This is a genomic window from Lactobacillus sp. wkB8 (assembly GCF_000761135.1).
In the GTDB taxonomy this organism is placed as follows: Bacteria; Bacillota; Bacilli; order Lactobacillales; family Lactobacillaceae; genus Lactobacillus; species Lactobacillus helsingborgensis.
This window is the reverse complement of record NZ_CP009531.1, coordinates 1799119-1822899: the sequence shown is the minus strand read 5'-3', so window position 1 is coordinate 1822899 and position 23781 is coordinate 1799119. Positions and strand designations below refer to the sequence as shown.

General features: G+C 38.5%; 22 protein-coding genes. 9 read left to right on the top strand and 13 right to left on the bottom strand.

Annotated features, from left to right (window positions below):
- Positions 1-2: 2 nt before the first annotated feature.
- The 7 genes from LACWKB8_RS08420 to thiD all read right to left on the bottom strand — a co-directional run bounded on the left by LACWKB8_RS08420 (position 3) and on the right by thiD (position 5867).
- Positions 3-341 (bottom strand): PTS lactose/cellobiose transporter subunit IIA, encoded by a 339-nt coding sequence (locus LACWKB8_RS08420; protein ID WP_038524589.1) that lies wholly within the window; start codon positions 339-341, stop codon positions 3-5.
- 10 nt (positions 342-351) lie between these two features.
- Positions 352-1446: a DUF871 domain-containing protein gene (locus tag LACWKB8_RS08415; protein WP_038524586.1), complete on the bottom strand. Its 1095-nt coding sequence runs from the start codon at positions 1444-1446 to the stop codon at positions 352-354.
- The gene (locus LACWKB8_RS08410; protein ID WP_038524583.1) at positions 1412-2704 is read right to left on the bottom strand and encodes a PTS sugar transporter subunit IIC; all 1293 of its coding nucleotides are present in this window, start codon (positions 2702-2704) and stop codon (positions 1412-1414) included. The genes LACWKB8_RS08415 and LACWKB8_RS08410 overlap by 35 nt, the downstream gene beginning before the upstream one ends.
- Positions 2701-3012, bottom strand: coding sequence for a PTS sugar transporter subunit IIB (locus tag LACWKB8_RS08405; protein WP_038524580.1), 312 nt, complete (start codon positions 3010-3012; stop codon positions 2701-2703). Before LACWKB8_RS08405 ends, LACWKB8_RS08410 begins: the two co-directional genes overlap by 4 nt.
- Positions 3013-3155: 143 nt before the next feature.
- A complete protein-coding gene (locus LACWKB8_RS08400) occupies positions 3156-4130 on the bottom strand; it encodes a LacI family DNA-binding transcriptional regulator (RefSeq protein WP_038524577.1) in 975 nt (324 codons plus the stop codon).
- Positions 4131-4317: 187 nt separating this feature from the next.
- On the bottom strand, positions 4318-4989 hold the full coding sequence (locus tag LACWKB8_RS08395; RefSeq protein ID WP_038525075.1) for a type 1 glutamine amidotransferase: 672 nt from the start codon (positions 4987-4989) through the stop codon (positions 4318-4320).
- Positions 4990-5054: 65 nt separating this feature from the next.
- Positions 5055-5867 (bottom strand): bifunctional hydroxymethylpyrimidine kinase/phosphomethylpyrimidine kinase, encoded by an 813-nt coding sequence (thiD, locus tag LACWKB8_RS08390; RefSeq protein ID WP_371211445.1) that lies wholly within the window; start codon positions 5865-5867, stop codon positions 5055-5057.
- A gap of 139 nt (positions 5868-6006) precedes the next feature.
- Between thiD and glpK the strand changes: the two genes are divergently transcribed.
- Positions 6007-7509: a glycerol kinase GlpK gene (gene glpK, locus LACWKB8_RS08385; RefSeq protein ID WP_038524571.1), complete on the top strand. Its 1503-nt coding sequence runs from the start codon at positions 6007-6009 to the stop codon at positions 7507-7509.
- A gap of 21 nt (positions 7510-7530) precedes the next feature.
- Positions 7531-8301, top strand: coding sequence for a tyrosine-protein phosphatase (locus LACWKB8_RS08380; RefSeq protein WP_038524568.1), 771 nt, complete (start codon positions 7531-7533; stop codon positions 8299-8301).
- A gap of 92 nt (positions 8302-8393) precedes the next feature.
- On the opposite strand, the gene LACWKB8_RS08375 is transcribed toward LACWKB8_RS08380, so the two are convergent.
- From LACWKB8_RS08375 to LACWKB8_RS08350, 6 genes are all read right to left on the bottom strand, one after another.
- A complete protein-coding gene (locus LACWKB8_RS08375) occupies positions 8394-9734 on the bottom strand; it encodes an MATE family efflux transporter (protein WP_038524564.1) in 1341 nt (446 codons plus the stop codon).
- A gap of 1 nt (position 9735) precedes the next feature.
- On the bottom strand, positions 9736-11370 hold the full coding sequence (locus tag LACWKB8_RS08370) for an amidohydrolase (RefSeq protein WP_052059696.1): 1635 nt from the start codon (positions 11368-11370) through the stop codon (positions 9736-9738).
- A gap of 230 nt (positions 11371-11600) precedes the next feature.
- Complete coding sequence (locus LACWKB8_RS08365; RefSeq protein ID WP_038524561.1) at positions 11601-12596, bottom strand: response regulator transcription factor; 996 nt, start codon at positions 12594-12596, stop codon at positions 11601-11603.
- A 176-nt stretch (positions 12597-12772) separates the two neighbouring features.
- A complete protein-coding gene (locus LACWKB8_RS08360; RefSeq protein ID WP_038524558.1) occupies positions 12773-14242 on the bottom strand; it encodes a glycerol kinase in 1470 nt (489 codons plus the stop codon).
- 13 nt (positions 14243-14255) lie between these two features.
- Positions 14256-15200 (bottom strand): transketolase family protein, encoded by a 945-nt coding sequence (locus tag LACWKB8_RS08355; protein WP_038524556.1) that lies wholly within the window; start codon positions 15198-15200, stop codon positions 14256-14258.
- Positions 15193-16026: a transketolase gene (locus tag LACWKB8_RS08350; protein ID WP_038524553.1), complete on the bottom strand. Its 834-nt coding sequence runs from the start codon at positions 16024-16026 to the stop codon at positions 15193-15195. Before LACWKB8_RS08350 ends, LACWKB8_RS08355 begins: the two co-directional genes overlap by 8 nt.
- Before the next feature lie 136 nt (positions 16027-16162).
- Here LACWKB8_RS08350 and LACWKB8_RS08345 point away from each other — a divergent pair, with 136 nt between their 5' ends.
- The 7 genes from LACWKB8_RS08345 to LACWKB8_RS08315 all read left to right on the top strand — a co-directional run bounded on the left by LACWKB8_RS08345 (position 16163) and on the right by LACWKB8_RS08315 (position 23774).
- Complete coding sequence (locus LACWKB8_RS08345) at positions 16163-17179, top strand: LacI family DNA-binding transcriptional regulator (RefSeq protein ID WP_038524550.1); 1017 nt, start codon at positions 16163-16165, stop codon at positions 17177-17179.
- A 111-nt stretch (positions 17180-17290) separates the two neighbouring features.
- Positions 17291-18739 (top strand): L-fucose/L-arabinose isomerase family protein, encoded by a 1449-nt coding sequence (locus LACWKB8_RS08340; protein ID WP_038524547.1) that lies wholly within the window; start codon positions 17291-17293, stop codon positions 18737-18739.
- 226 nt (positions 18740-18965) lie between these two features.
- Positions 18966-19892, top strand: coding sequence for a ribokinase (gene rbsK / locus LACWKB8_RS08335; RefSeq protein WP_038524545.1), 927 nt, complete (start codon positions 18966-18968; stop codon positions 19890-19892).
- A 1-nt stretch (position 19893) separates the two neighbouring features.
- Positions 19894-20289, top strand: coding sequence for a D-ribose pyranase (rbsD, locus tag LACWKB8_RS08330; protein WP_038524542.1), 396 nt, complete (start codon positions 19894-19896; stop codon positions 20287-20289).
- A 15-nt stretch (positions 20290-20304) separates the two neighbouring features.
- Entirely contained in the window at positions 20305-21783 is a 1479-nt protein-coding gene (locus LACWKB8_RS08325) for a sugar ABC transporter ATP-binding protein (RefSeq protein WP_038524539.1), read from the top strand.
- A 1-nt stretch (position 21784) separates the two neighbouring features.
- Positions 21785-22750: an ABC transporter permease gene (locus LACWKB8_RS08320; protein WP_038524535.1), complete on the top strand. Its 966-nt coding sequence runs from the start codon at positions 21785-21787 to the stop codon at positions 22748-22750.
- A 31-nt stretch (positions 22751-22781) separates the two neighbouring features.
- A complete protein-coding gene (locus tag LACWKB8_RS08315; RefSeq protein ID WP_370448321.1) occupies positions 22782-23774 on the top strand; it encodes an ABC transporter substrate binding protein in 993 nt (330 codons plus the stop codon).
- Positions 23775-23781: the final 7 nt, after the last annotated feature.

Below are 23781 nucleotides of genomic sequence, written 5' to 3'. Positions count from 1 at the left end.
TATTAATCCTTATTATTTCGTTTCTCTTGTTTCAACTTATTGATTTCTGAATTAGTTTTAATTAATTCAGTAGCTAAATCAAGAAAAGTTTCCGCTGTAATCATTTGGTCTTCAGCGTGCATATATAAGGGATCAATATTACTTTTACCAGTTTTGGCAAAGTCTGATATCACTTTTAAGTGCACATTTTGTGCTTTTTTTAGTTCTTCTTTTGCATCCTCAAGCAATGGCTGAGGATCCTTTACTGTATCTCTGGAATCAGCTATTGCCGCCATTATTTCTGTCTTTGCCTGTCCGGAATGGCTGATAATTTCAAAACTGCTTTCTTCTAAACCTTTCATAGTTTTTCCTTTAATAACTAGCAAGCTCAATAAATTTAAATTTGTCCCACGGCTTGATAAAGTCGATATATTGCAAATCACTAGGGACTATCTGAGCAACAACATTTTTTAAATGATCATGATTATCCATGTTCTGTTTAACGATATTCAATTCACCCTTATATTGCTTGAAATCATTATTACCGATTGTAATCATCCCTCTCTTTAGGGTGGCTACTGGGTTATTCACAGGAATGTTTTGCTTATTGTATTTTAATTTAACAAAAGTAGAACGAATAGCATAGCTGTTAATATCCCCACGATTAAAGTGTAGATTTTTAAGCACTATTTCTCTTTCAAGTTCAGTGGCTGTAGGAACGAAATCGATAAAAAATTGGGGAATATTCGAGCTTAACTTTGCTACCTTTTGTAATTCTTCATCGCTGGCAAATGCGTTACCAATTAAAATATCGTCGATCAGTTGAGTATTAATCAAATATTGCGCCTGCTTTTCAATTGGAATTCCGCGGTGAATTTCTAAAGTAGGGAGACCGGCGTTATATGGATGTGGCCCAATTTTGCCAGAATTTGAAGAAATAAAAGCTGCTGTTCTTAACCCGAGGTCATGATATTTTTTGGTTGTGTTCAAAAAGTATTCTGTGTCTAAGCCAGTGTAGCGCTGGGGATAAAAGTTGTGGCAGCCAATAATTTTGTCTTTTATGGGACTATAACTAAGGATGTTTTCCAGATTCTTGGTGTCATTACTGATGTTAACTTCAATAGTTAGTCCTTCGGGATTGTAGGTCATGACTGATTCAGGCAGCCCGTCAAAGCTGGAATCTAGGCGTACAATATCAGCTCCTAATTCTTTAAAAAAAGAAAGGTCATTATAACTGACATGCAAACTTGCAAACAAAGCAGGATTAACGTCTAAGCTAACCCACATTTTTCTTGCTCGGGCATGGGTTAATACCGTTTTAAATTTATTAAGAGTTTTTGATTGATCTTCTGTCAGTTCTAACAGACTGGTAAAAAGTCTGCTAAAACCTAAATCAGCCGCTTTATCAATATAGTTAATGCAATTAGCGACACTACTTTTGTTCGGATAGACTGATATCCCCTTCATTATTGCCTTCCTTTTCTAATTTTAATTGATTGTTGTCAAACATTTTGAAGAATGGATAGTATATGACAAGCGAAATCAAGATATTGATTATGCACAAAACTATTGCGCGCCAGTCAAAACCGGTAGACATCCAGGCACCAATAGGTCCCGGAAGCGTCCAAGCAACAACAGCTCTAGTGTATGCCACCAAGTGTAATTTCATTGCGCCATAGGTTACGGCCGCCATTGCAGTAGGGGCTAAGACAAATGGGATTGCAAAATACGGGTTCATGATGATTGGGATACCAAAAATTAACGGTTCATTAATGTTAAAAATAGCAGGGAGAATTGTTACTGTACCCATTGCTTTACTGAATTTTGATTTACTAAAGAAAAGTAGGAGTATAGATAATGACAGGGTAGCGCCTGCACCACCAATCCAGACAAACCATTGGAAGAATTGCTCGGTCATAAAGTGTACAGGAGCTTGGCCGTGGGCAATTGCTGTTACATTAGCATTAAGGTTGGCATACCAGTATGGGTAAAGAATAGGGGTTGCGATAACCATACCGTGAACGCCGAACAGCCAAACAATTGTAATCAGTAAGACTGGGATAATAGCTGATAAGAATGTATCACGACCAAAGTACCCAATTGGGGAGAAGACCCAAATCAATATTTTATTGATATCTAATTTGAATATTTCTTTCAAAATAAACGAAACGACAATGATTAAAACACCTGGTATCAGGGCACTGAAAGATTTTCCGACAGCAGCCGGAACACCGTTAGGCATCTTAATAACTAAGTTGTGCTGGTTAAAGAACCGAACTATTTCGGTAGCGAAAATAGCACAAAGTATGGCAGTAAATAAACCTTGAGCGCCCATGTTGCCGATAGAAACATAGGTACCGGCTGCCAAACCAGCTTTAGGCTTGTTTAAAACCATAGGTTCAATAGCTAAAATGAAAAAAGACATTTCAGCTAAAACGCTGGTTGATATTGGATCAACTTTGTAATATTTTGACAAATGAGATGTGATTGAAAAAACACAGTAAATAGCCATTAGGTTAATGGAATAATACATTGGCACCGATAGCATGGCAGCATAAGGCTTAATAAAATTATTCCATGAAGCAATTGGCAAGTTTAACAGGATAGTAAAGAAGGAGCCGATAATTGAAACAGGAATGATTACCGACATTCCGTCTCTAATAGCAGTTAGATAGCGGTTGTTGGCAATTTGCCCCATCTTTGCGGAAATGGTATCATAACTCATTTTTCAGCCTCCTGGTTAACTAATTCGTACAACTGGCTGATTTTTGCTGGCGTGTACATGGTCATTGGAATAAGAATAAATTTGGTATTTTTCTTAGCAGCTTCTTCTTCGAAGTCTTTTTTCTTAAAGGAAACTTGAGGGGCTAGAAGAATAAATTGATAATCTTCTTCATTCAAGTCGTCAGGCACCTTATCAATGCTGGTTTCATGAACTGTCCAATTTTGCCCATGTTTAGCTGCTTCATTTTGTAGTGCGGTTGCTAAAAGGGATGAACTCATACCACCACCACATGCTAGTAATATCTTCATAATTTTCCTCCTTATAATGAATCGTTTCAAATTTGTTAAAAACTAATAAATGTTGAACTAATAAATTAATATTTAGATCAAAATGAAACATTTCAAATTACAGGTAAATTATATTACCATATTCAGCTTGCCGCAAGCGCTTTCTACATTTTGTGAAAAGTATTATTACAATAGATTGTTTGATAATTAGCTTGGTTTGACTTGGTTAATCTACTAATTAATAACCTGCCAGCGGTGTTGCCAATCTGATCTAGAGGCTGTTCAATTGAGCTGATACCGGGATAAAAAATGTCATTAATAAAAAAGTGATCATAAATCAAAAATTTGATTTTTTTATTAGATCCTTTTTGGTAATAAGCTTTGATCGCACCTAAAGACATATAATAATTAATAACAAATACTGCATCTAAATCCTTATTTTGATTGGTGAGATAATTAAATCCGTCATAACCAGATTTGATGGTATAATCGCCAGACCAAATGTATTTTTTACGCAAAGGTATATTATTTTGCAATAAGGCGTCTTCATAGCCTTGCTGCCTTTTTTGGGTAATATAATTATCTGCAGAACCTGTAATGATGCCGATATTGCGGTAACCCTTTTTAATTAGATAATTAATACCCGTTTTTGAAGATTCATAATTATTAACTACTACCGCATCTGATTTAAGCCCTTTAATCGGGGCGTCAATTGCGACAATGGGGATATTCGTTTTGCTAATCTTATTGAGCATCGGCGTCACTTTATCTTGGTGAAAAACGACTAGGGCATCTATTGACCTGTTAATTAAAAAATCAATTTTTTGCTCAAGGCGTTTTTTATCATCATGATAATCACAGACAATGATGCTGTAGCCAAATTGTTCCACATAAGTTTCAATCGCAGAAACGATTGACATGGAAAAATAATCGGTTAATTGATTAATGACAATTCCGATTGACATGGTTTTATTTTTCTTTAGACCGCTGGCTATAATATTTTGATGGTAATCTAATTCTTTCATAGCCTGTTTTATGCGTTGAGCTGTGACTTTCTTTTGCTGTTTACCGTTGAGATAATTTGAAACCGAGCCTATTGATACACCAGCTAATGTTGCCACATCTTTAACTGTTGCCACTTTTATGACCTCTTTTAAAACTGTTAGAATAATAAAATTGTTATTACATTCATGATTTAAATATAAAAATTAAGTTAGTTAAAAAATAATCCGCATTTCTAAATACATAATAAAAGTATTGGCCTATACAAGTCCAATACTCACACATTAAATATTTGATTTTAAATAGTTTGCGGATAGCTATTTGTTATTGGGCATTTACCCGCTCATTATGCCATTCTAAAATCATTTTGACTATGGCATTTGCAACATTTAAGTTTTTTAATATTGGGCCATGAGAATATGTTCCAATAAAATTGCGGTAACGCAAACCTTCAACGTGGTCTTGGGGATTGTTGCCATAGCCTTCAATCATTTCGCCAAGAGGATGCAGCTTGTCTTTGTCATCAAAATAGGTTTGTCCTGAATGATTTTCAAAGGCTTTGACTTCACCCCATTCACTCATATAGCGGGTATCGCCAATCATGCGTTTGTCTGCTTTAAAGACAGTATGAAATGGTAGAATATCTAACCCTTTAATTGTGATGCCGGCATTAGTTTTGTAATAAGTGCCTACGAGCTGATAGCCGCCACAGACACCTAACATAGGTTTGCCTTCATTAATATACTTGGTTAATGTTTCCTTATGACGCGGTAAATCTTTGGCAACAACTGTCTGTTCAAAATCTTGTCCGCCGCCAAAAAAGATAAAGTCATAGTCAAAAGCATTAAACTTGGCGCCAAGAGAAATGTTATCAACTTGCGTGTGATAGTTTTGCTTTTTAAGTAAAAAACTAATAATTTTAACATCGCCTGAATCGCCATAAGTATTCATCAGGTCTTCGTATAAGTATGCAACTTTGATTGTTTTATTCGTCATCATGCACCAACCTCTATTATCTTGTTTAAAGTATATCTTAATAGCTAGAAGTGGGCAAAGAATAGTTATTTAAGATTTTGCTGCGCTGCAAAATGATTAATTGGACCATATTTTGAGCCAACTTCAATGGGATGGGCAATAGCTTCGTACGTGAAGTCCTTAGCAGTTTGTACACTGTCAATAATGGTCTGTCCCTTAGCTAATTCAGCAGCAATCACGGCAGAGAGGGTATCACCCGTGCCGTTAATTCTGTCTGTGTTGATAAAGGGCTTGGAAAATTCATGGAATTTGCCGTCTGCCGTAAGTAATATGTCAGTTACTTGTGACTGGCTGGAGTTGTCGTGGCGGCCTTTCATCAATACATTTTTGGCACCCATATTGTGGAGCTTTTTAGCGCCTGCATAAATTTCATCCTTACTATCCAAATTTAGACCAGTCAGTTTTTGCTGCTCGTAAAAATTAGGTGTGATAATGTCGGCAAGCGGCATTAACTGCTCAAGAAAGGCATTATAGGCGTCGTCATCCAGTAGGGTGTCACCATGTTTGGTCATTATCACCGGATCAAGCACGATTTTACCCATATCATATTTGCGCAGATTAGCAGCAACACAGGCAATGACATCCTTGTTAGCCAGCATACCGGTTTTAAGCGCACTAATTTTAAAATCATCATTTAAAACGTCAAATTGCTTTTGAATAAAAGAAATAGGCATGACTTCTTGAGCATAAATTCCAGTAGTGTTTCCAGCTACAGCAGCTGTTAAAAGGCCCATACCGTATACTTGGCGGGCATAAAATGAATGCAGGTCAGCAGTCATACCAGCGCTGCCATCGCTATCGTTGCCGGCAATTGTTAAAGCAATAATTTCTTTTCTCATTATTATGTATCCTCATTTTAATAAAAGCTCTATGTAACCAGTATAACTTAAAATAACTATAATGTTATAATTATTTCTTGTAAAAGCACTGCTGGGTAGTAAAATTAACTTAAATCGCTTTCTTTTGGAGAGGATACGTATGGTAAAAAAATATATTATGGCAATTGATGAAGGGACTACTTCAACCAGAGCAATGATCATTGATCATCAAGGTCAAAAAATAGCGTCTTCACAAAAAGAATTCCCCCAGTATTTTCCCCAGCCCGGTTGGGTAGAGCACAACGCCGAAGAAATTTGGCATGCAGTACAAAGTACTATTGCTAATGCCATGATTAATTCTGGTGTGCGACCAGAGCAGATAGCGGCTATTGGTATTACTAATCAGCGTGAAACCACAGTTATTTGGGATAAAAAAACCGGCAAGCCTATTTATAACGCAATTGTTTGGCAGTCGCGTCAAACTACCGCGTTGGCTGAAAAATTAAAAAATGACGGTTTTAGTGACCTGATCCATCAGAAAACAGGGCTGATTATTGATCCGTACTTTAGTGCAACTAAAATTCGCTGGCTTTTAGATCATGTTGCAGGAGCACAAGAGAGGGCCGAAAAAGGTAAATTGCTTTTTGGCACCATTGATAGTTGGCTCTTATGGAATTTGACCAATGGCGAAGTCCATGTGACCGATTATACTAATGCTTCCAGAACCATGCTTTTTAATATTCATGATCTAAAATGGGATGATGACATCTTAAAGCTGCTCAATATCCCTCAAGCAATGCTACCGGAAGTAAAGTCGAATTCTGAAATATACGGTTATACTAAGTCCTATACTTTTTTCGGGGGCAAAGTGCCAATAGCCGGCATTGCTGGGGATCAGCAGGCAGCCTTATTTGGTCAGCTGGCCTTGAAGAAGGGCATGGTAAAGAATACTTATGGCACTGGTTCATTTATTGTGATGAACACGGGAAATGAACCGACAGAATCGGATAATAATCTGTTGACAACTATTGCTTATGGTCTAAATGGTGAAATTTCTTATGCTTTAGAGGGTTCTATTTTTGTTTCCGGCAGTGCAATCCAGTGGCTGCGCGACTCCATGAAAATGATCAAGACAGCTGCAGATTCAGAAAAAGCGGCCAAGCAGTCAAAGTCTGAAAATGAGGTTTATGTTGTTCCGGCATTTACCGGCTTGGGCGCACCATACTGGGATTCAGAAGCACGTGGCGCCGTTTTTGGCATCACACGGGGAACAAACAACTACGATTTTATCAAGGCAACGTTGCAATCGCTGGCTTATCAAACACGTGATGTAGTTGACACAATGCAAGAAGATTCGGGCATTACAATTCCTGCTTTACGCGTTGACGGTGGCGCATCAAATAACGATTATCTGTTGCAATTTCAATCTGATATTTTAGGAATCAAAATAGAACGTGCTCAAGTATTGGAAACAACCTCAATGGGTGCAGCTTTCTTAGCTGGACTAGCTGTTGGTTATTGGCAAAACGTTGAGGAATTAAAGGATATTTTTGTTGTAGGTAAAACCTTTGCTCCGCAAATGTCACAGAGTGAAAGAGAAAATCTCTATCATGGCTGGAAGAAAGCAGTTAAAGCTACTCAACTATTTGCGCATGACAAATAAAAACATAGGGAGGTAAGAAGATTGGCACACGATCGCATAGTTGCATTAGACGGCCCAATGAATTTTCGGGATGTTGGCGGCTATCAAAATGCGGCTGGTAAAACAGTTAAATGGAATAAAATTTATCGTTCGGATTCGCTTAGCTCGCTAACGGCAAAAGATCAGGTTAAATTAGCCAAGTTGCGGGTCACTGTCGATTGTGATTTGCGCTCTGAATATGAAAAATCTTCCTCGCCTGATAATCCCTGGCCTGAGGTAGAATACGTTGATTTACCAATATATTCTGATGGCATCAGTGACAGGCAGGATAATCGGGTCTACCGCTTTTTGCATCATATTCCCAATATGCAAAATAACTTTATTGGGCGTATATACCAGCAAACTTTATTAAGTTCACATAGTCAGGAAATGTTTGCACGCGTTTTTGCGGAACTACTGGAATTGCCGGCAGATGAGGCTTTAGTTTATCATTGCAGTGCCGGAAAGGATAGAACCGGTATGGTTTCGGCATTGATTTTAATGGCTCTGGGTATTGATGATGATACGATTGCCCGCGATTATTTATTAACTAACGAACTTTATGATTTTGCTGTTTCAAGACAACTGCCAAGTAATGATGAAATTACCCAAATGGTTTCTAAGATGAATGTCACTAAAGGAGAAGGTATTGCCATCCGCGGTATCACAGAAACTGTTCGCGGCGGTTGGGGCGGTTTCCCCACCTTTTTTACCAAAGTTCTGGGTTTTAGTGCTGAAGACTTAGCCCAACTGCAGCGCATGTATTTGGAATAGCAAAAATAGTCAGTAAAGTTTTAGACCAAGCAAAAAAGCCGCACATTATGTGCGACTTTTTTTATTTGAAGCTTAAATTGGACAAATAATTTTTACATGTAATGATATTTCGTACGTGCCTTAAATAAGAAGAAGACGGATATAATTGCAGTAAATGCTTCAGCAACTGTTAAAGCGATCCAAATACCATTACCGCCAAAGATCATTGGTAACACAATTAAACAAAGAATTGGCATTACTAATGACCGGCTAATTGAGATAACTAAAGGCATCATTGTATCATTGAATGCTGTTAACATGTCTTGAATACAAATATTTATACCCACAAAAACAAAGCATGTCGCAAAGAGCAGCCATTTTTGCTTACCCAAGATAAATTCTGGTGAGTTAGGTGTTACGTAAATGCGCAGCACTGGATAAGCCATAAACCATGATCCAACTCCGAATACGATTAATAAAACGAGGCAGGCTTTGACGTACTTTTTGAAAATATCTTTAATTTTGACGTAATTCTTTTCACCAATCAGATAACTGAAAATAGGACCAACGCCTTTGCCATAACCTAAGAATGGTGCTAAGAATAAGAACTGTGCATAGAGGTAAATGGCGGCAACAGCTACGCCTTTTTCGCCGTAAAATTTCATTGCCTGAATATTGTAGACGGCAGTCATAACAGCGGTAGCGGCACTATAGACAAAGTCAGCCAAACCTAACTTAAAACATTCCCAAATTTCTCCAGGTGTTGCCTTTGGCGCTGCGTAGTGCAATGAATTTTTGTGAGAAATAACGGCAACCAGTGACAAGATGGCTGAGAAAGCTACACCAGTGTTAAAGCCAAGTGCTGCACCGGCTGTACCCATGTGCCAAACAGCCTGATAAAGAAAGTCGGCTGCTAGAGTGACCAGACCACCGGCAATTGTGATAACCATACAATAAGTCGGTTTACCAGCTACCAATAGCCACATTTGGAAATCGAGCTGAATACAATAAACAATCATAAAGTACTTATGTACTGACCAATAAGTTGCACATACAGGAGCCAGTTTGGCATCAGCCCCAAGCATGAGCCAGACATTATTGCCCATTAAAGTAACGATAATTACCCAAACCAAAGTAATTAAAACTGAGCTAATAAGCATAAAAGTAAACAGCTGGTTGGCTTCTTTATCACGTTTTTCACCCATCATTTTGCCTAATACGGCAGTAGAACCGCCGGAAATCAAAAACGATATGGCTTCAATTACCGCCTGCACCGGGTAAATAATATTGATAGCAGATAGAGTAGCCGTACTATTGAAATTTGTCGCGATGGCCGTATCAAAGATTTGATAAATACCTGTCCATAATTGCAGCAAAATGGAGGGTACACCAAACATGAAAAGAGCGAAAAAGGTAAAATCGCGTGCTAATCGGTTAGTTTTTTCTTCTGCCATGCTACTTCTTTCCTCTCGAGTAAACCATTTTACCGTCAATCATCGTGAAGATTGGCTTAGTATTGTGGATGTCATGTGGATTAATTGTAAATAAGTCTTGATCAAGTAGAACCATATCAGCGGCTTTACCAACTTCGATTGAACCCGTTTCTTTTTCACGGAAGTTTTGGAAAGCACCATTAATCGTGTAACTGGTGAGCATTTGTTCGACACTGACTCTTTCAGTTGGGTCCAAGACAGTCTTTTCACTCTTATCGCCGGGAGCACATCTGGTAACGCCAACTTCGATGGTTTCCATTGGATCAGGATTAGTCACTGGGAAATCAGTTGCGGCAGATACCAGAACGCCTTGATCCCAAAATGACTTTAACTTGTATTCACGTGAGGCTCTTTCTAAGCCCAAATACTTAACTTCCAAAGCGTCAAAGTAAATTGGGTCCTTGAAGAACCAAGCTGGATCACAGGCAGCAATGACTTTGTCTTTAGCCATTCTGGCAATGTCACTTTCACGAATGACCTGCAGGTGAGTTAAAGTTGGGCGCCAATCTTTTTTAGGCTTTTTGGCTTGTGCATACTCAATTCCAGTCAAAGCTGCATCAATCGCGGCATCTCCAATAACGTGGCAGTGAACTTGGAAGCCCTTCTCTTTAGCCCGCCGCATCATGTTGTTTAATTGCTCTTGTGTGCAGTTGAAGTTACCCCGGTATCCCGGTTTATGAACATAGTCGTCAAAGAAGTAAGCCGTGGCTGATTCAACCACACCATCAACGACAAACTTCAGGTTGTTGCACTTATAATGTTTACCATGGTAAGCATCGCGAATAGCAGCAAAATCGTCTAATTTGTCGGGACTATCGTGCTCAGGTCTAATGTGGAAGCCTGATACGACCTTTAACTTTAACTTTCCTTCGATATCCAATTCTTCCAGAGCCTGTTGTGCCCGAGTTTCATCACGCAAAATTGGTTCGTAGATTGAAGTCAACCCCATTGATAATAAGCGATCTTGCAGCCATAAAACGGCTTTTTTAATTTCTTCAACCGTATAATCCGGAACTGTCTTTAAAATATCGCCCATTGCCCATTCGCGAACTAAGCCAGTTGGCTCTTTGGTCTTAGGATCAAGAACGAACTCACCTTTTTCTTTGGAAACATAGCCTTTGCCGATGCCGGCATTTTCAAGGGCTTTACTATTAACAATGTAAGAGTGTCCGTCAACTGATTGCAATAATACCGGCTTATCGCTGCATGCAGCATCAATCCATGATTTGTCGGGTCTTTCGGCAATAATAGCATTTTCCCAGCCAGTACCCATGTAATAATCACGATCTGGATGTTCATCAACGTATTTTTTGATGATCTTCGTGTAATCATCGACACTTTTACCACCAGCTAGCTGAATCTTATACATTCCTTCAGTTGCACCAGATGAAAAGTGCATATGGCTATCTGTCATTCCCGGGATAAATAGTCCGTTATTATTAACAATATATTCGGTCTTAGGACCAATATAAGACTTCGCTCCGTCTTTAGAGCCTACATAAACAAATTTACCGTCTTTAACAGCAACTGCCTCAACATATTTATGCTTTTGAGCAGCAGTAAAAATTTTTCCTGTTAAAACATAATCTGCTTCCATAATTCCCATCTCTTTCACTAAATTTACTCATGTGACTAATAACACATGCGCTACAATTCATTATCCGCAAAAACACCATTTTCACATTAACCTAAAGATATATTTCTCTATATCTTTAGGCTACAAGGACTAAGGTCTTAAGCTTAACGGGCATTAAAAAATCCAGGCTCATATTTCAAAATGAACCTGGATTTAGCCGCTATAGCGGCGTTACAAGGTAAAATGAATGTCTAATGGTAATTCAAAAATTTATTAATCAGTTGGCTTCTGCGGGAAACTTCCATTTTATTTAAGATATTATGGACATGAGCCTTAACAGTTCCAACGGTAATATAAAGTTTATCTGCGATTGCTTGGTTGCTTTCACCTTGCAAAACTAACAGCAAGACATCAACTTCTCTTTTGGTCAAGCCATAATGATCACAGAATTCGTGAACTTCTGCTTTTTGAAAAGATAAATCTTTATTTTCATATTTTTGCACAGTATATTCACTAAGCCGTTGTTGCACCAAATTTTCCACTTGCCTGTGGGTGTATTCTTCATGTTCGTGTTTTGTAATAAATAAAATAACAATAGCTAAAATAAAATAATAACCGTCTTCAATCAGGTTGACGTGATTTTCGTAAAACGGAAATTTAACATCGATAAGTCTTTGCCATTTTGAAAAGGCACCAATTTCAATTAAAGACAATCCCAGCGCGATAAACGAACAAATATAAAATATTTGTTGGTTCTGGGGCAGTTTTTTCCAGGGCAGACAAAAAAGCAGCAAAATAATGAACTGACAGATTTGATTAGTGCTTTTACCTGTAATATACCAATCGGCTGAATTGAGGGTAGTAAGAAAAATTACTTCTAGGATTAAAGAAGTTAGCGCCAAAATATTGGCTATTGGGATCACAGGTAACTTTTTATTCATATTAGTTAGTTCGTTAAGACAGAAGATAGTAATAATATTTTCACCAAAAGTAATGGTAAATTCCACCAGCAAATACCAGTAGTTTAAGATTATTTTTCGACTGCCAACAGCAATAATGCTGCGAGTTACAAACTCATAGCCTGTTTCAAAAGTACTTTCAAAAATAAAAGAGATAAATAGCCATTTCAACAGTAAAAAGAGCTTCTTTTTTGATAAGTTATAAACAACGGCGCAGTTACAAACTACGCTCATAAAAAGAAGTATGAAAATAACGTCATAGACATAAATAAAGATATCATTGCGCATCGTTAAAATAACTCCGAGTAAGAATATTGATTCAGAATTACTAATTAAACTAATGATTTACTGAACCTATCTCTTTTTAGTATACGACAATTGCATTGCATGTGTGCCAACTATCTTAACGTTTTCATAATAAGATTTGTAATTGTCTTAATTAAATTAGCAAAAATGTGCTCTTTTTATAATGCGCTTTGCTTTGTTGAAAGGATATTAAGCCAATTTTCCCAGTCTTTGCGGTATAGTTGTGCTTGTGAAAACTTCATTTTAGGTGAATAAACCTTAACTGCTGCTATTTTATTATTATGGTTCATGGCATTCATAGCTGTTCCTAAGGCACTCAATTCTGAAATAGCAGCATGTTTAACTTGCATTTGGGTAATATCGCTTAAATATTGCATTAAATATTGATTTTGAATCATCCCGCCATCAACGTTAAGCTCCCGGTTAATTTGCGGAAATAATTTTTTCAGTTCACTAATGGTGTCGCTTATTTGGTAAACTAATGAATCTAAGGTCGCTTTTACCAGTTCGTTTTTACCAGTGATGGTCGTCATTCCAACAAAAGCTGCTTTCATATCCGGTTGCCAGTAGGGAGCGCCTAGTCCCGCAAAGGCCGGGATTAAACAGGTGTGATCGTTGCGATTAGCTGCCAATGCTAAATTACTGGTTTCTTTAGGCGAACTAATCAGCTTTAAGTTATCCTTTAGCCAAGTAATGCAGGCGCCAGCGTAATTAATATTACCTTCAAGCACATAGGAAGTTTGCCCATTTAAAGACCAGGCAATCGAAGTATTAAGCTTATTTTGAATACTTCGCGGCAGATTGCTGCCAATATTGAGCATCACGGAAGAACCTGTCCCAAAGGTTACTTTGAAATCTCCTGCATTAAAACAGCCATGAGCATATAACGCAGCCTGGGAGTCACCCAGAACACTCATGATCGGGATAGAGTGGTTAAGCAATCCGAATAAATTCGTATTACCAAAGTGGGAATTAGAGTCAACGATTTCAGGCAGGCTTTCAATTGCGATACCAAAAATAGCTCCTAACTCTTGATCCCATTTTCCCGTATGGATGTTCATTAACTGGGTCCGGCAGGCATTTGAAGGTTCTGTTTTAAAACTATTTTTATTAGTTAGCTGGTAAATTAACCAACTGTCCATAGTCCCTAAACAGAGATCGCCTTTTTCCTGTGCTTGAATTACTTTGGGCTCATGAAGCAGCATCCAGCCCCATTTAGCTCCGGTAAAGTAGGGCGAGAGCGCCAGGCCGGTTTTTGTTTTGACTGTTTCTGCTAATTCTGGATGAGAGATAGATTTGATCAGTTTCTCAGCACGATTGTCCTGCCAAACTATGGTGTTACAAAGAGGCGCGCCCGTTTTTTTCGACCAGGCAGCTGCAGATTCACGTTGATTTGTGATTGCTAAGGCTGTCAGTTGGTCTGGTTTGACCTGCATAAGGGCAGCTTCAAAGAGCTTTTTCAAATTAGTCTTAATTTCACTTAGATCGTGGCTAATCCATCCGTTCTTGCTAACTATTTGTTTATGAAGTAAGCTGGTTTTCCAAAAAATCTGGTTATTTTGATCAATAAGAAGAACTTTTGTACTCTGTGTACTCTGATCGATTGTTAAAACATATTTTTCAGGCATAAATTACCAGCTTCTATTTAGACAAAAAACTTTTGACAGACTTCTTGATGCCGGCAGTGTCAAGTCCATAATAATGAAAGACTTCATCTTGTGTTCCTTGAATTGCCGGTTCGTCTGGAAAGCCCAAAATTTTAAGTTTGGCATGGCCGTACTTTGCCATTTCACATGCTACGGCGGCGCCGATGCCGTTAATAACGTCATGTTCTTCTATAGTTACTAAGTAATTAAATTTTTGTGCTAAGTTGGCAATCATTTCGGTATCAAGCGGCTTGATTGAAGCAAGATCAACCACTGCAGCTTGTATGCCGTCTTTAGCCAGTTCTTTAGCGGCTTGAAGAGCAAAGTATAATGTCTCGCCAGTAGAGATTAAGCAAACGTCTTCACCGGGGAGAATTACTTTGGCCTTGCCGGGAGTGAAATGGAAGTCTTCGTGGTAAACATTGTCTAGTTTACGTTTACCAATGCGCACATAAGCAGGTTTATCTGACTTAAGCAGATAATTGAATAGTGCTTTGATTTGGTATTTATCACATGGTTGGTAGACTTCTAGGTCAGGAATTGCCCGCGTAATTGCCACATCGTTAAGTGAATGGTGGGTATTTCCCAGCCAAGTGTATGAATTACCGCCAGAAATACCGATGAGTTTAACGTTATTGCGGTTAAATGCTACATCGACTTTGACTTGTTCAATTGCTCGCATGGCCAGAAATGAAGCTGGAGAAAAGACATAGGGATGCATACCTTCATGAGCCATACCTGCGGCTACAGTTACGGCATTTTGTTCAGCTATGCCCATTTCTATGGTTCTGTCGGGATGTGCGTTTGTGAAAGGAAATAGTCCTGCCGATCCCCGAGAATCGCATGTGACCACTATTAAATCTGGATCGCTAGTAGTTGCCTCGTTTAGCGTTTTTGCAATGACTGCATTTGCAGTTAATTTTTCATCCAACTTATTCATTATTTAACGCCTCCATTTGTGCATCTAATTCCTGTAGTCCTGCTTGGTATTCAGTTGCAGTAGGAATTTTATGGTGCCAATCCGCTCTGTTTTCGGCTGCTGAAATACCTTTGCCCTTGACCGTATTAGCAATAATCAGGCGTGGCTTGTTGGTGTCATTTGGTTTGGTTAAAATATTAACCATATCGCCCATATTATTGCCATTAACTTCCAAAACATCCCAGTTGAATGCACGGTATTTGGTGCTTAGCGGGTTTGAGCGCATCACTGAATCGGTAGTGCCGGAAATTTGCAGGTCATTGTGGTCAATAATGGCCGTGAGATTGTCTAAGTTATAATTACCAGCTGCCATTGCGGCTTCCCAAATTGATCCTTCAGCTTGTTCACCGTCACCCATTAAAACGTAAATGTGTTTGCGTGACTGCTTCATCTTAGCTGCAAGAGCGACACCAACGCCTAAACCTAGCCCATGACCCAGAGAGCCCGTATGAAATTCCATGCCTTTAACTTCGGTAGTCGGATGGCCAATATAGGGGCTGTTAAAAGTAGAGTACCTTTTTTCAAGGTCAACGCGATCTATATAACCTTTATCAGCTAAAATTTCGTACCAGATTTCAACAGCATGACCCTTACTTTGAATATACGTGTCAACATCTTTTTGACCAATATTTTCTGCGTTTTGGTTCATAACCGCATAGTATAAAGCAACTAAGATATCAGCACAGGAAAAGTCAGAACCGGTGTGACCGTTTTGGTGATTATAGATTAGCTGCCATGTTCTTTTTCTTAGTGCAACAGCCTTCTTTTTTAATTCAAGAATATTCATGAAAACACCTCATTATCAAAAATAATTACTTGTAATTGCTTACACTGATAGAGTATCATGCTTATAACTAGTTTAGTTATATTGATTAGTTAGTTTAGCTTATATTAGTAAACAATATTATTAAAGAGATGATTTTTTGAACCTAAAAATGAGTGATATTGCAAAGATAGCGGGCGTTTCTAAAGCCGCTGTTTCTTTTGCTTTAAATGGCAAGCCGGGTGTAAGCGAAAAAACTAGAAAAAAGATTTTTAAGGTTATTAAAGATCAAGGTTATGAGCCGCTACGTAAACATAAAAAAGGCGGGGTTCGCAAATTGGCCAGTATCAGTCTGATTATTATTCGCGATCGAGCTGGAATGATGAATCGGAGCTATGCCAGCCTGCCCTTTTTTGACACCTTAATATCTAACTTAACGCAAAATATTGGCGGTTTTGGCGGACAAGTCCAAATTGTGCAACTGGATATCAATCACTTGCAAGATAATCTGAATGAAAATACAGCACTGCTGCAGTCTAAGGCTTCAATTGTACTGGCAACCGATCTGAATAAAAAGCAAGTTAAGTTAATAAATCAAAAACTAAAAAATGTGATCTTTATTGATACGTATTTTAAAGATGTAAATGCCGATTTTATCTCAATTGATAATTTTCAGGGGGCATATTTAGCAGGTAAATATATTTTGGCTAAAGGCTATCGGAAAATAGGCTATGTTGCTTCTAACCATAGTATTCCCAATTTTGCGCAAAGACGGGCAGGCTTTACCCAGGCCCTAAAAGAGAAAAACATTGAAATTCCGCCGGAATTTATTTTTAGCTTAAATCCTACTGAACTTAGAGGAGCCTTGCCGCAATTTATCCATTTGAGCAAAGTTTTTCCTGAAGTGCTTTTTTGTGAAAATGATTATATGGCCCTGCGTTTGGTCAAAGAATTTACCAAAGAAAAAATTAGAGTGCCCCAAGATATAGCAATCATGGGCTTTGATGATATTTTTGAAGACACGATGGTTACGCCGGAATTAACAACGATTCACGTCCCGATAACGCAGATTGTCAGCCAAGCAATTAATCAATTACAAAACAAAGCTGCTGACCACAATTGGCTGCCCCAAAAGTGCTTTATCTCAACCAAATTGGTTAAGAGGGAATCATTATAAAAATAGTTTAGTTTAATTAAGTAAAAACAGTATTGAATGGTCTTCTAGTTTAGTTTATATTTTGCTTTGGAAGCGAATACAAATATAAAAAATTAGGAGGCTCTTTTTTTAATGGTTAATAATAAAAGTTTACAAAAAATAAAAATTGGCTTTGTACCAACTAGAAGAAACATTTTCTCAGCAACAGCAGCGATTGAATTTGCAGATAAAACCCGAAAAAAATTAGATGAATTGGGAATTAACTACGTTGATATTAAAGAAGTTAATGATGATGGACTTCTTTATGATGATGACGGACTCGAAAAAATAACCCAGAAATTTAAAGCGGCGGCTATTGATGGTTTGTTTATTGCAAACGAAAATTTTGGTACCGAGTATGAAGTTGCACGTCTGGCAGCTAAATTCAACGTACCTGTTCTTTTGTGGGGGCCAAAAGACGAGGCACCGGCTCCCGACGGTTCAAGGAGGCGCGATACGCAATGTGGTCTATTTGCTATTGGTAAAGTTCTGCGTCACTTTAATGTTCCTTTTACCTATATTAGAAACAGCGATATTGCTGATCCGTCATTCAGCCGCGGAGTAATTGATTTTGTGAAGGTATGCAATGTTGTGAAAACTTTTAGGAATACCCGCGTTTTGCAGATAGGTCCTCGTCCCTTTGATTTTTGGTCAGTTATTGTCAATGAAGGCGAATTATTGGAAAAATTCGGTATCCAACTTTCACCAATCCCCTTAGGTGAGCTTACTTCATATATGAATGATTTAATTAAGAATAACGATCCGCGCATTTCAGAGACTAAAGATACTTTTAGAAAATGGGCAGATATTAAAATTAAGGAAGATGATTTTACTAAAGTCGCTGCCTTGAAATTGGCTATGCAAGATAAAATGAAACAATATGGCTGCAACTGTGGCACTATTCAATGCTGGACGGAGCTGCAGCGTGAAATCGGAATTTTGCCGTATGCTTCTGAGGCTTTGCTCCAAACAGAAGGACTGCCGGTAACCTGTGAGACCGATATTAACGGGGCAATTTCAGAAGTCTTGGCAGAATCTGCTACGCTTGGGGATGAAAGAGCGTTATTTGCTGATGTCAACTGCCGCCACCCTGAAAACGAAAACGGCGAATTGTTGCAACATCTGGGTACATTTGCTTTCCAAACGGCTAAAAACCGTCCGGTTTTGCCACCATCGCACTTTGTATTTGATTATCCCGGTTCTGCTGCTTTTCAGGCTAAAGACGGCACTTATACCTTAGTTCGTTTTGACGGTGACCACGGCAAGTATTCTATGCTGCTGGGCAATGCTAAAACTTGTGCGGGTCCGTATGAACAAGGAACTTATGCTTGGTTTGAATTTAATGATCTAAACCGTTTTGAAACAAAATATGTCTATGGTCCTTATATTCACCACATGGCTGGCGTCCGTGCCGACGTTGTGCCAATTCTTGCTGAAGCAGGAAAGTACATTAACGTTGAGCCAGATTATTTTGACCCGATTAAAGATAAAGTTGCAGCATATTGGTACGGCGACTATGAATCAATTTTAACTGATAAATAAAAATTACTTTTTAAAGTTAGTAATTGTTAAGGCAAGAATATTCCTATATTCTTCCTTTTTTTGTGCTCTAACGGCAACTAAACCAAAACTAAAATAAAATTTTATTATCAACTGCTATTGAAAGCGATTGCATTAACTGGGATAATGAAATTTGTGTAAGGCTCTGTATATTAAAGCCTTAAGTCAGATAAAGCTTAATACTTGTTTTTAGTGAGAGGGGGAAAACATGAGTATTAATATCTCGGTTCTTGGCAGTATCAATTTAGATACTACTTATCACATTACTCATATCCCGTTACCTGGTGAAACGCTCCAAGTAAATAAGAAAACGTATGCTGGTGGCGGGAAAGGAGCTAATCAAGCAGTGGCTGCACAGCGTAGCGGTGCTACTGTTCATTTTATCGGCGCAGTAGGCAACGATACTGCAGGAAAATTTATGCTGGAAACAATGGGCAAGGAAGACATTGATTTAGCTAACGTCGAAGTTAAAGAAAACGAGCAAACAGGTGCGGCTACAATTTTGCTTGATAAGAATGGGCAAAACAGTATTTTGGTTTATGCCGGAGCTAACAGTTTAATTAGTCATAAGCAGATAGTTAAAGCAGAAGATGTGATTGCAAAGTCTCAGTACATTATTGCGCAGTTTGAAACGCCAATTAAAGCAACTCTTGAGGCTTTTAAGATTGCTAAAAAACATAACGTGATAACTATCTTAAATCCTGCTCCAGCCGCAAAAATTAGTGATGAACTACTGGAATTAACGGACATTATTACTCCTAACGAAACAGAAAGTGCCTTTATTACAGGCATCAAAGTCAAAGACCAAAATGCAATGCACGAAACAGACATGTATTTTAAGAAAAAGGGAGTAAAAGTAACATTAATTACTTTAGGTTCGCGCGGAGTACACTGTTCAATTGGTTCCATCAGCCAATTAGTTCCTGCACACAAAGTTCATGTAGTAGATACTACGGGAGCCGGAGATACTTTCGTTGGTGCAATGGCATCCATATTAAAACCAGATTTTTCAAATATTTTTGAAGCGATTGATTATGGTCAAAAAGCTTCATCAATCACCATTGAAGTTATGGGTGCGCAACCCTCAATTCCTACCAGAGAAAAGGTTGAGCAGGTGTACGGAAAGGAAGATTAATATGAAGAAAACAGGTATTTTAAATTCTAATATCTCTCGTGTCGTGGCTGATATGGGGCACATGGATTGGCTAGGAATTGGTGATGCGGGTACGCCCGTACCGCCAGAAACAGAAAAAATTGATTTGGCAGTTTCTGCCAACCTTCCCTCATTTACGCAAGTTTTAAAAGAAGTTCTTAAAGAATTGGCTGTGCAAAAAGTTTATGTTGCTGAGGAAATTAAGAAACAGAACCCACAGCAGTTAGAAAACATTAAAGCAATTTTGCCAAACGTTGAAATTGAGTTTATTCCTCACAGTGAATTAAAGCAGGATTTACGCAGGGCAAAAGCTTTTATTCGAACAGGAGAAGAGACACCTTTCTCAAACGTAATTCTCGAAAGTGGTGTGATTTTTTAGGAGGTGAGCCTTTTCATGAAAATTGAAATGAAAGGGATTGAAAAATCTTTTGGAACCAATAAAGTTTTACGGGGTGTGGATTTTGACGTTCATTCTGGCGAAGTCCATGCGTTAATGGGCGAAAACGGCGCCGGCAAGTCTACTTTAATGAATATTTTAACTGGCTTACTAAAAAAAGACGCGGGCTCAATTAAAGTTGATGACCACGACACTACCTACGCCAGCGCATTAGACGCGGAACATCATGGCATCAGTTTTATTCACCAAGAAATGAATAACTTTGCCGAAATGAGCGTTGTCGATAATATGTTTTTGAATAAAGAAATTAAAACTAAGCTGGGCCTAGTTGATCAAAAGAAAATGAGAAAAGAAGCCCGGCAGTATTTGGCTAATTTGGGTTCAGACATTGATGTTGACAGTAAAATGGGCGACTTGACTGTAGGTCAGCAGCAAATGGTGGAAATAGCTAAGTCTCTGATGATTAACGCCAAAATAATTATTATGGACGAGCCTACTGCCGCACTGACTGAGAATGAAACTGCTATTTTATTCAAAACTATTAGAGAATTAAGGTCTAATAGCGTCGGCTTTATTTACATCTCGCACAGAATGGAAGAACTCTGGCAAATATGTGACCGGGTAACAGTTATGCGTGATGGCTTATCAGTTAACACTTATCAGACCAAAGACGTTGCCGAAAATCAAATCGTTCACGACATGGTAGGGCGTGACATTGGCGACTATTATCCTGGCCGCCACCCGCATTTGGGAGAAGTGGCATTAAAAGCTGAACATTTATCAGGCAAGAAGTTTCACGATATCAGTTTTGAAGTCCACGAAGGAGAAATTTTAGGATTTTCCGGCTTGATGGGAGCTGGCAGAACGGAAACCATGAGGGCCTTATTTGGAATTGATAAATTAAGCTCCGGTAAAATCTATGTGGCTGGCAAGGAAACAAAATTGACCAGTCCCAGCGTCTCCATTAAAAAAGGCATTGGCTTTTTAACTGAAGATAGAAAAAATGAGGGTCTGATCACTGAACAATCTTTAGAAGATAATATTGCCCTGCCAAGTATTGATACTTTCCGTAAGCATGGCATTATTGACAAAAAAGCAGAAGACAAATTTGCTGACATGCTGATTAAGCGGTTAACAGTGAAGGCTAATAATGCGCAAGTAACGGCCGGCAGCTTGTCAGGCGGTAACCAGCAAAAGGTTGTTTTAGCTAAATGGGTTGGCAGCGGCTCCAAGATTTTAATTTTGGATGAACCAACTCGTGGAGTTGACGTAGGTGCCAAGAAAGAAATTTATGAACTGATGAATCAGTTAACCGACAGACACGTAGCCATCATAATGATTTCTAGTGACCTGCCTGAAGTTCTTAGTATGAGTGATCGTATTGAAGTGCTGTATGAAGGTAAACAAATGGGCGTCATTAATGCCCAAGGTGCAACTCAAGAACAAGTGATGAAATTAGCTACAGGAGGAAAGTAGAATGGACAAGGCAAAAACAACAAAAAAGAAATTTGATTTTACGAAATACATGGCGCTCGTGGCTTTAATAATTTTAGTAATTATTATTACAGTTTTAAACCCTCAATTTATTGCGCCAAATAACTTATTAAATTTGCTTCGTCAAGCATCGGTCAACGCTCTAATCGCCTTTGGAATGACATTTGTTATTCTTACTTCCGGTATTGATTTATCTGTCGGTTCTATTTTGGCTTTCACAGGAGCTATCAGTGCCAGCTTGATTCTAGGAGGCACACCTGCTTGGCTTGCCGCATTAATTGGCCTTGCAATCGGAGCTTTATTGGGGGCTCTCAATGGTGTATTCATCACCTGGGGCAAAGTTACCCCCTTTATTGCCACCTTGGCTACTATGACTATTTGGCGCGGTGCCACATATGTCTTCACAGGTGGTAATCCTATTACTGGCGGTAAAATGAATACCAGCTTTTTCTTCCAATTTGTAGGGCAAGGCTATTTATTTGGTATTCCATTTCCAGTAATTATTACTCTGATTGCATTTATTATTTGCTACGTTCTACTTCATAAAACTGCTTTTGGTCGTAAGACCTTCGCGTTAGGCGGCAACGAAAAAGCTGCGTTTGTGGCCGGTGTTAAAACTAAGAAATTATTGATTATTATCTACACGATTTCTGGTTTATTTGCGGCTTTGGCTGGCTTTATACTAACTTCAAGATTAGGCTCAGCCCAGCCCGATGCAGGTATGTCTTATGAAATGGACGCTATTGCTTCCACTGTTATTGGTGGTGCCAGCCTGATGGGCGGTAAAGGAAGAATGGCAGGGACTCTCGTGGGTGCTTTGTTAATTGCTTCTTTAAGCAATGGTATGAATTTACTCGGGATTAATAGTTTCTATCAACAAATTGTTAAAGGTGTCGTAATTTTAATTGCGGTTATGATTGATTCCCAAACACAAAAGAACAGGGAATAAAATTATTTTTAGAGGAGAAATAATGATGAATATTAAAAATTTTTCCAAACGATTGATGAAAATTGCTACTGCAGCTTCTGTCTTGCTTTTAGCAGGGGGAATACTTGCGGGCTGTGGTTCCACAGGCTTAAGCAACAGTTCGGGTTCGTCTTCTAAAGTAGAAAAGAAGGCACCAAAAGATTTGAAAATTGGTGTGTCTATCTCAACATTGACTAACCCCGCATTTGTTAATTTAAAGAATGTTATTAGTGACTATGCTAAAAAGCATGGTTCAAAAGTCATCATCGATGACGCAAATAATGATACTTCAAAGCAAAATAACGACGTTGAAGATTTAATCACACAAAAGGTAGATGCCTTAATTATCAACCCTTGTGATTCTTCAGCTATTTCTACAGTAGTTAAAAAAGCTAATGATGCTAAAATTCCTGTAATCTGTGTTGACCGTAGTGCTGACTCCGGTAAAGTAGTTTCAACAGTTGCTTCTGACAATATTGCCGGAGGTAAAAAAGCTGCTAATTGGTTAATTGAAAAATTAGGCGAAAATGCTAAAATTGCTGAAATTCAAGGAATTCCTGGAGCTTCTGCCACACGTGAACGTGGTAAAGGCTTTGATAGTATTGGTGATAAGAAATTAAATATTGTGACTAAGCAGACCGCTCAGTTTGACCGTGCCAAGGCCCTGACCGTTACCGAAAACATTTTACAAGCTCATAGTGATATTAAAGGTATTTTTGCTCAAAACGACGAAGAAGCAGTTGGTGCAGCTCGAGCTGTTAAAGCAGCTAACAAGAAAATAACTATCATTGGTTTTGATGGTACTCTTGCCAGCTTGAATTTAATTCAAAAGGGTCAAATTACGGCTACTGTTGGTCAGCAATGGAATAAGATAGGTCAAGAATCTGTTCAAAAGGTTTACGATCACTACCAGAATAAGAAGGTTCCTAAGAACGACAAGGTAGCAGTCAAGATTATTACTAAGAATAATGTAGCTTCATTTAAGAAGCAAGTTTACAACAAATAATAAAACC

Bases quoted from the DNA above. Each gene is read 5' to 3' on its own strand.
- LACWKB8_RS08360 (WP_038524558.1), bottom strand. From the start codon at position 14,242: ATGCCTGAAAAATATGTTTTAACAATCGATCAGAGTACACAGAGTACA.
- rbsD (WP_038524542.1), top strand. From the start codon at position 19,894: ATGAAGAAAACAGGTATTTTAAATTCTAATATCTCTCGTGTCGTGGCT.
- glpK (WP_038524571.1), top strand. From the start codon at position 6,007: ATGGTAAAAAAATATATTATGGCAATTGATGAAGGGACTACTTCAACC.
- LACWKB8_RS08340 (WP_038524547.1), top strand. From the start codon at position 17,291: ATGGTTAATAATAAAAGTTTACAAAAAATAAAAATTGGCTTTGTACCA.
- LACWKB8_RS08370 (WP_052059696.1), bottom strand. From the start codon at position 11,370: ATGGAAGCAGATTATGTTTTAACAGGAAAAATTTTTACTGCTGCTCAA.
- LACWKB8_RS08375 (WP_038524564.1), bottom strand. From the start codon at position 9,734: ATGGCAGAAGAAAAAACTAACCGATTAGCACGCGATTTTACCTTTTTC.
- thiD (WP_371211445.1), bottom strand. From the start codon at position 5,867: ATGAGAAAAGAAATTATTGCTTTAACAATTGCCGGCAACGATAGCGAT.
- LACWKB8_RS08365 (WP_038524561.1), bottom strand. From the start codon at position 12,596: ATGCGCAATGATATCTTTATTTATGTCTATGACGTTATTTTCATACTT.
- LACWKB8_RS08395 (WP_038525075.1), bottom strand. From the start codon at position 4,989: ATGACGAATAAAACAATCAAAGTTGCATACTTATACGAAGACCTGATG.
- LACWKB8_RS08415 (WP_038524586.1), bottom strand. From the start codon at position 1,446: ATGAAGGGGATATCAGTCTATCCGAACAAAAGTAGTGTCGCTAATTGC.
- LACWKB8_RS08355 (WP_038524556.1), bottom strand. From the start codon at position 15,200: ATGAATAAGTTGGATGAAAAATTAACTGCAAATGCAGTCATTGCAAAA.
- LACWKB8_RS08350 (WP_038524553.1), bottom strand. From the start codon at position 16,026: ATGAATATTCTTGAATTAAAAAAGAAGGCTGTTGCACTAAGAAAAAGA.
- rbsK (WP_038524545.1), top strand. From the start codon at position 18,966: ATGAGTATTAATATCTCGGTTCTTGGCAGTATCAATTTAGATACTACT.
- LACWKB8_RS08325 (WP_038524539.1), top strand. From the start codon at position 20,305: ATGAAAATTGAAATGAAAGGGATTGAAAAATCTTTTGGAACCAATAAA.
- LACWKB8_RS08320 (WP_038524535.1), top strand. From the start codon at position 21,785: ATGGACAAGGCAAAAACAACAAAAAAGAAATTTGATTTTACGAAATAC.
- LACWKB8_RS08405 (WP_038524580.1), bottom strand. From the start codon at position 3,012: ATGAAGATATTACTAGCATGTGGTGGTGGTATGAGTTCATCCCTTTTA.
- LACWKB8_RS08420 (WP_038524589.1), bottom strand. From the start codon at position 341: ATGAAAGGTTTAGAAGAAAGCAGTTTTGAAATTATCAGCCATTCCGGA.
- LACWKB8_RS08410 (WP_038524583.1), bottom strand. From the start codon at position 2,704: ATGAGTTATGATACCATTTCCGCAAAGATGGGGCAAATTGCCAACAAC.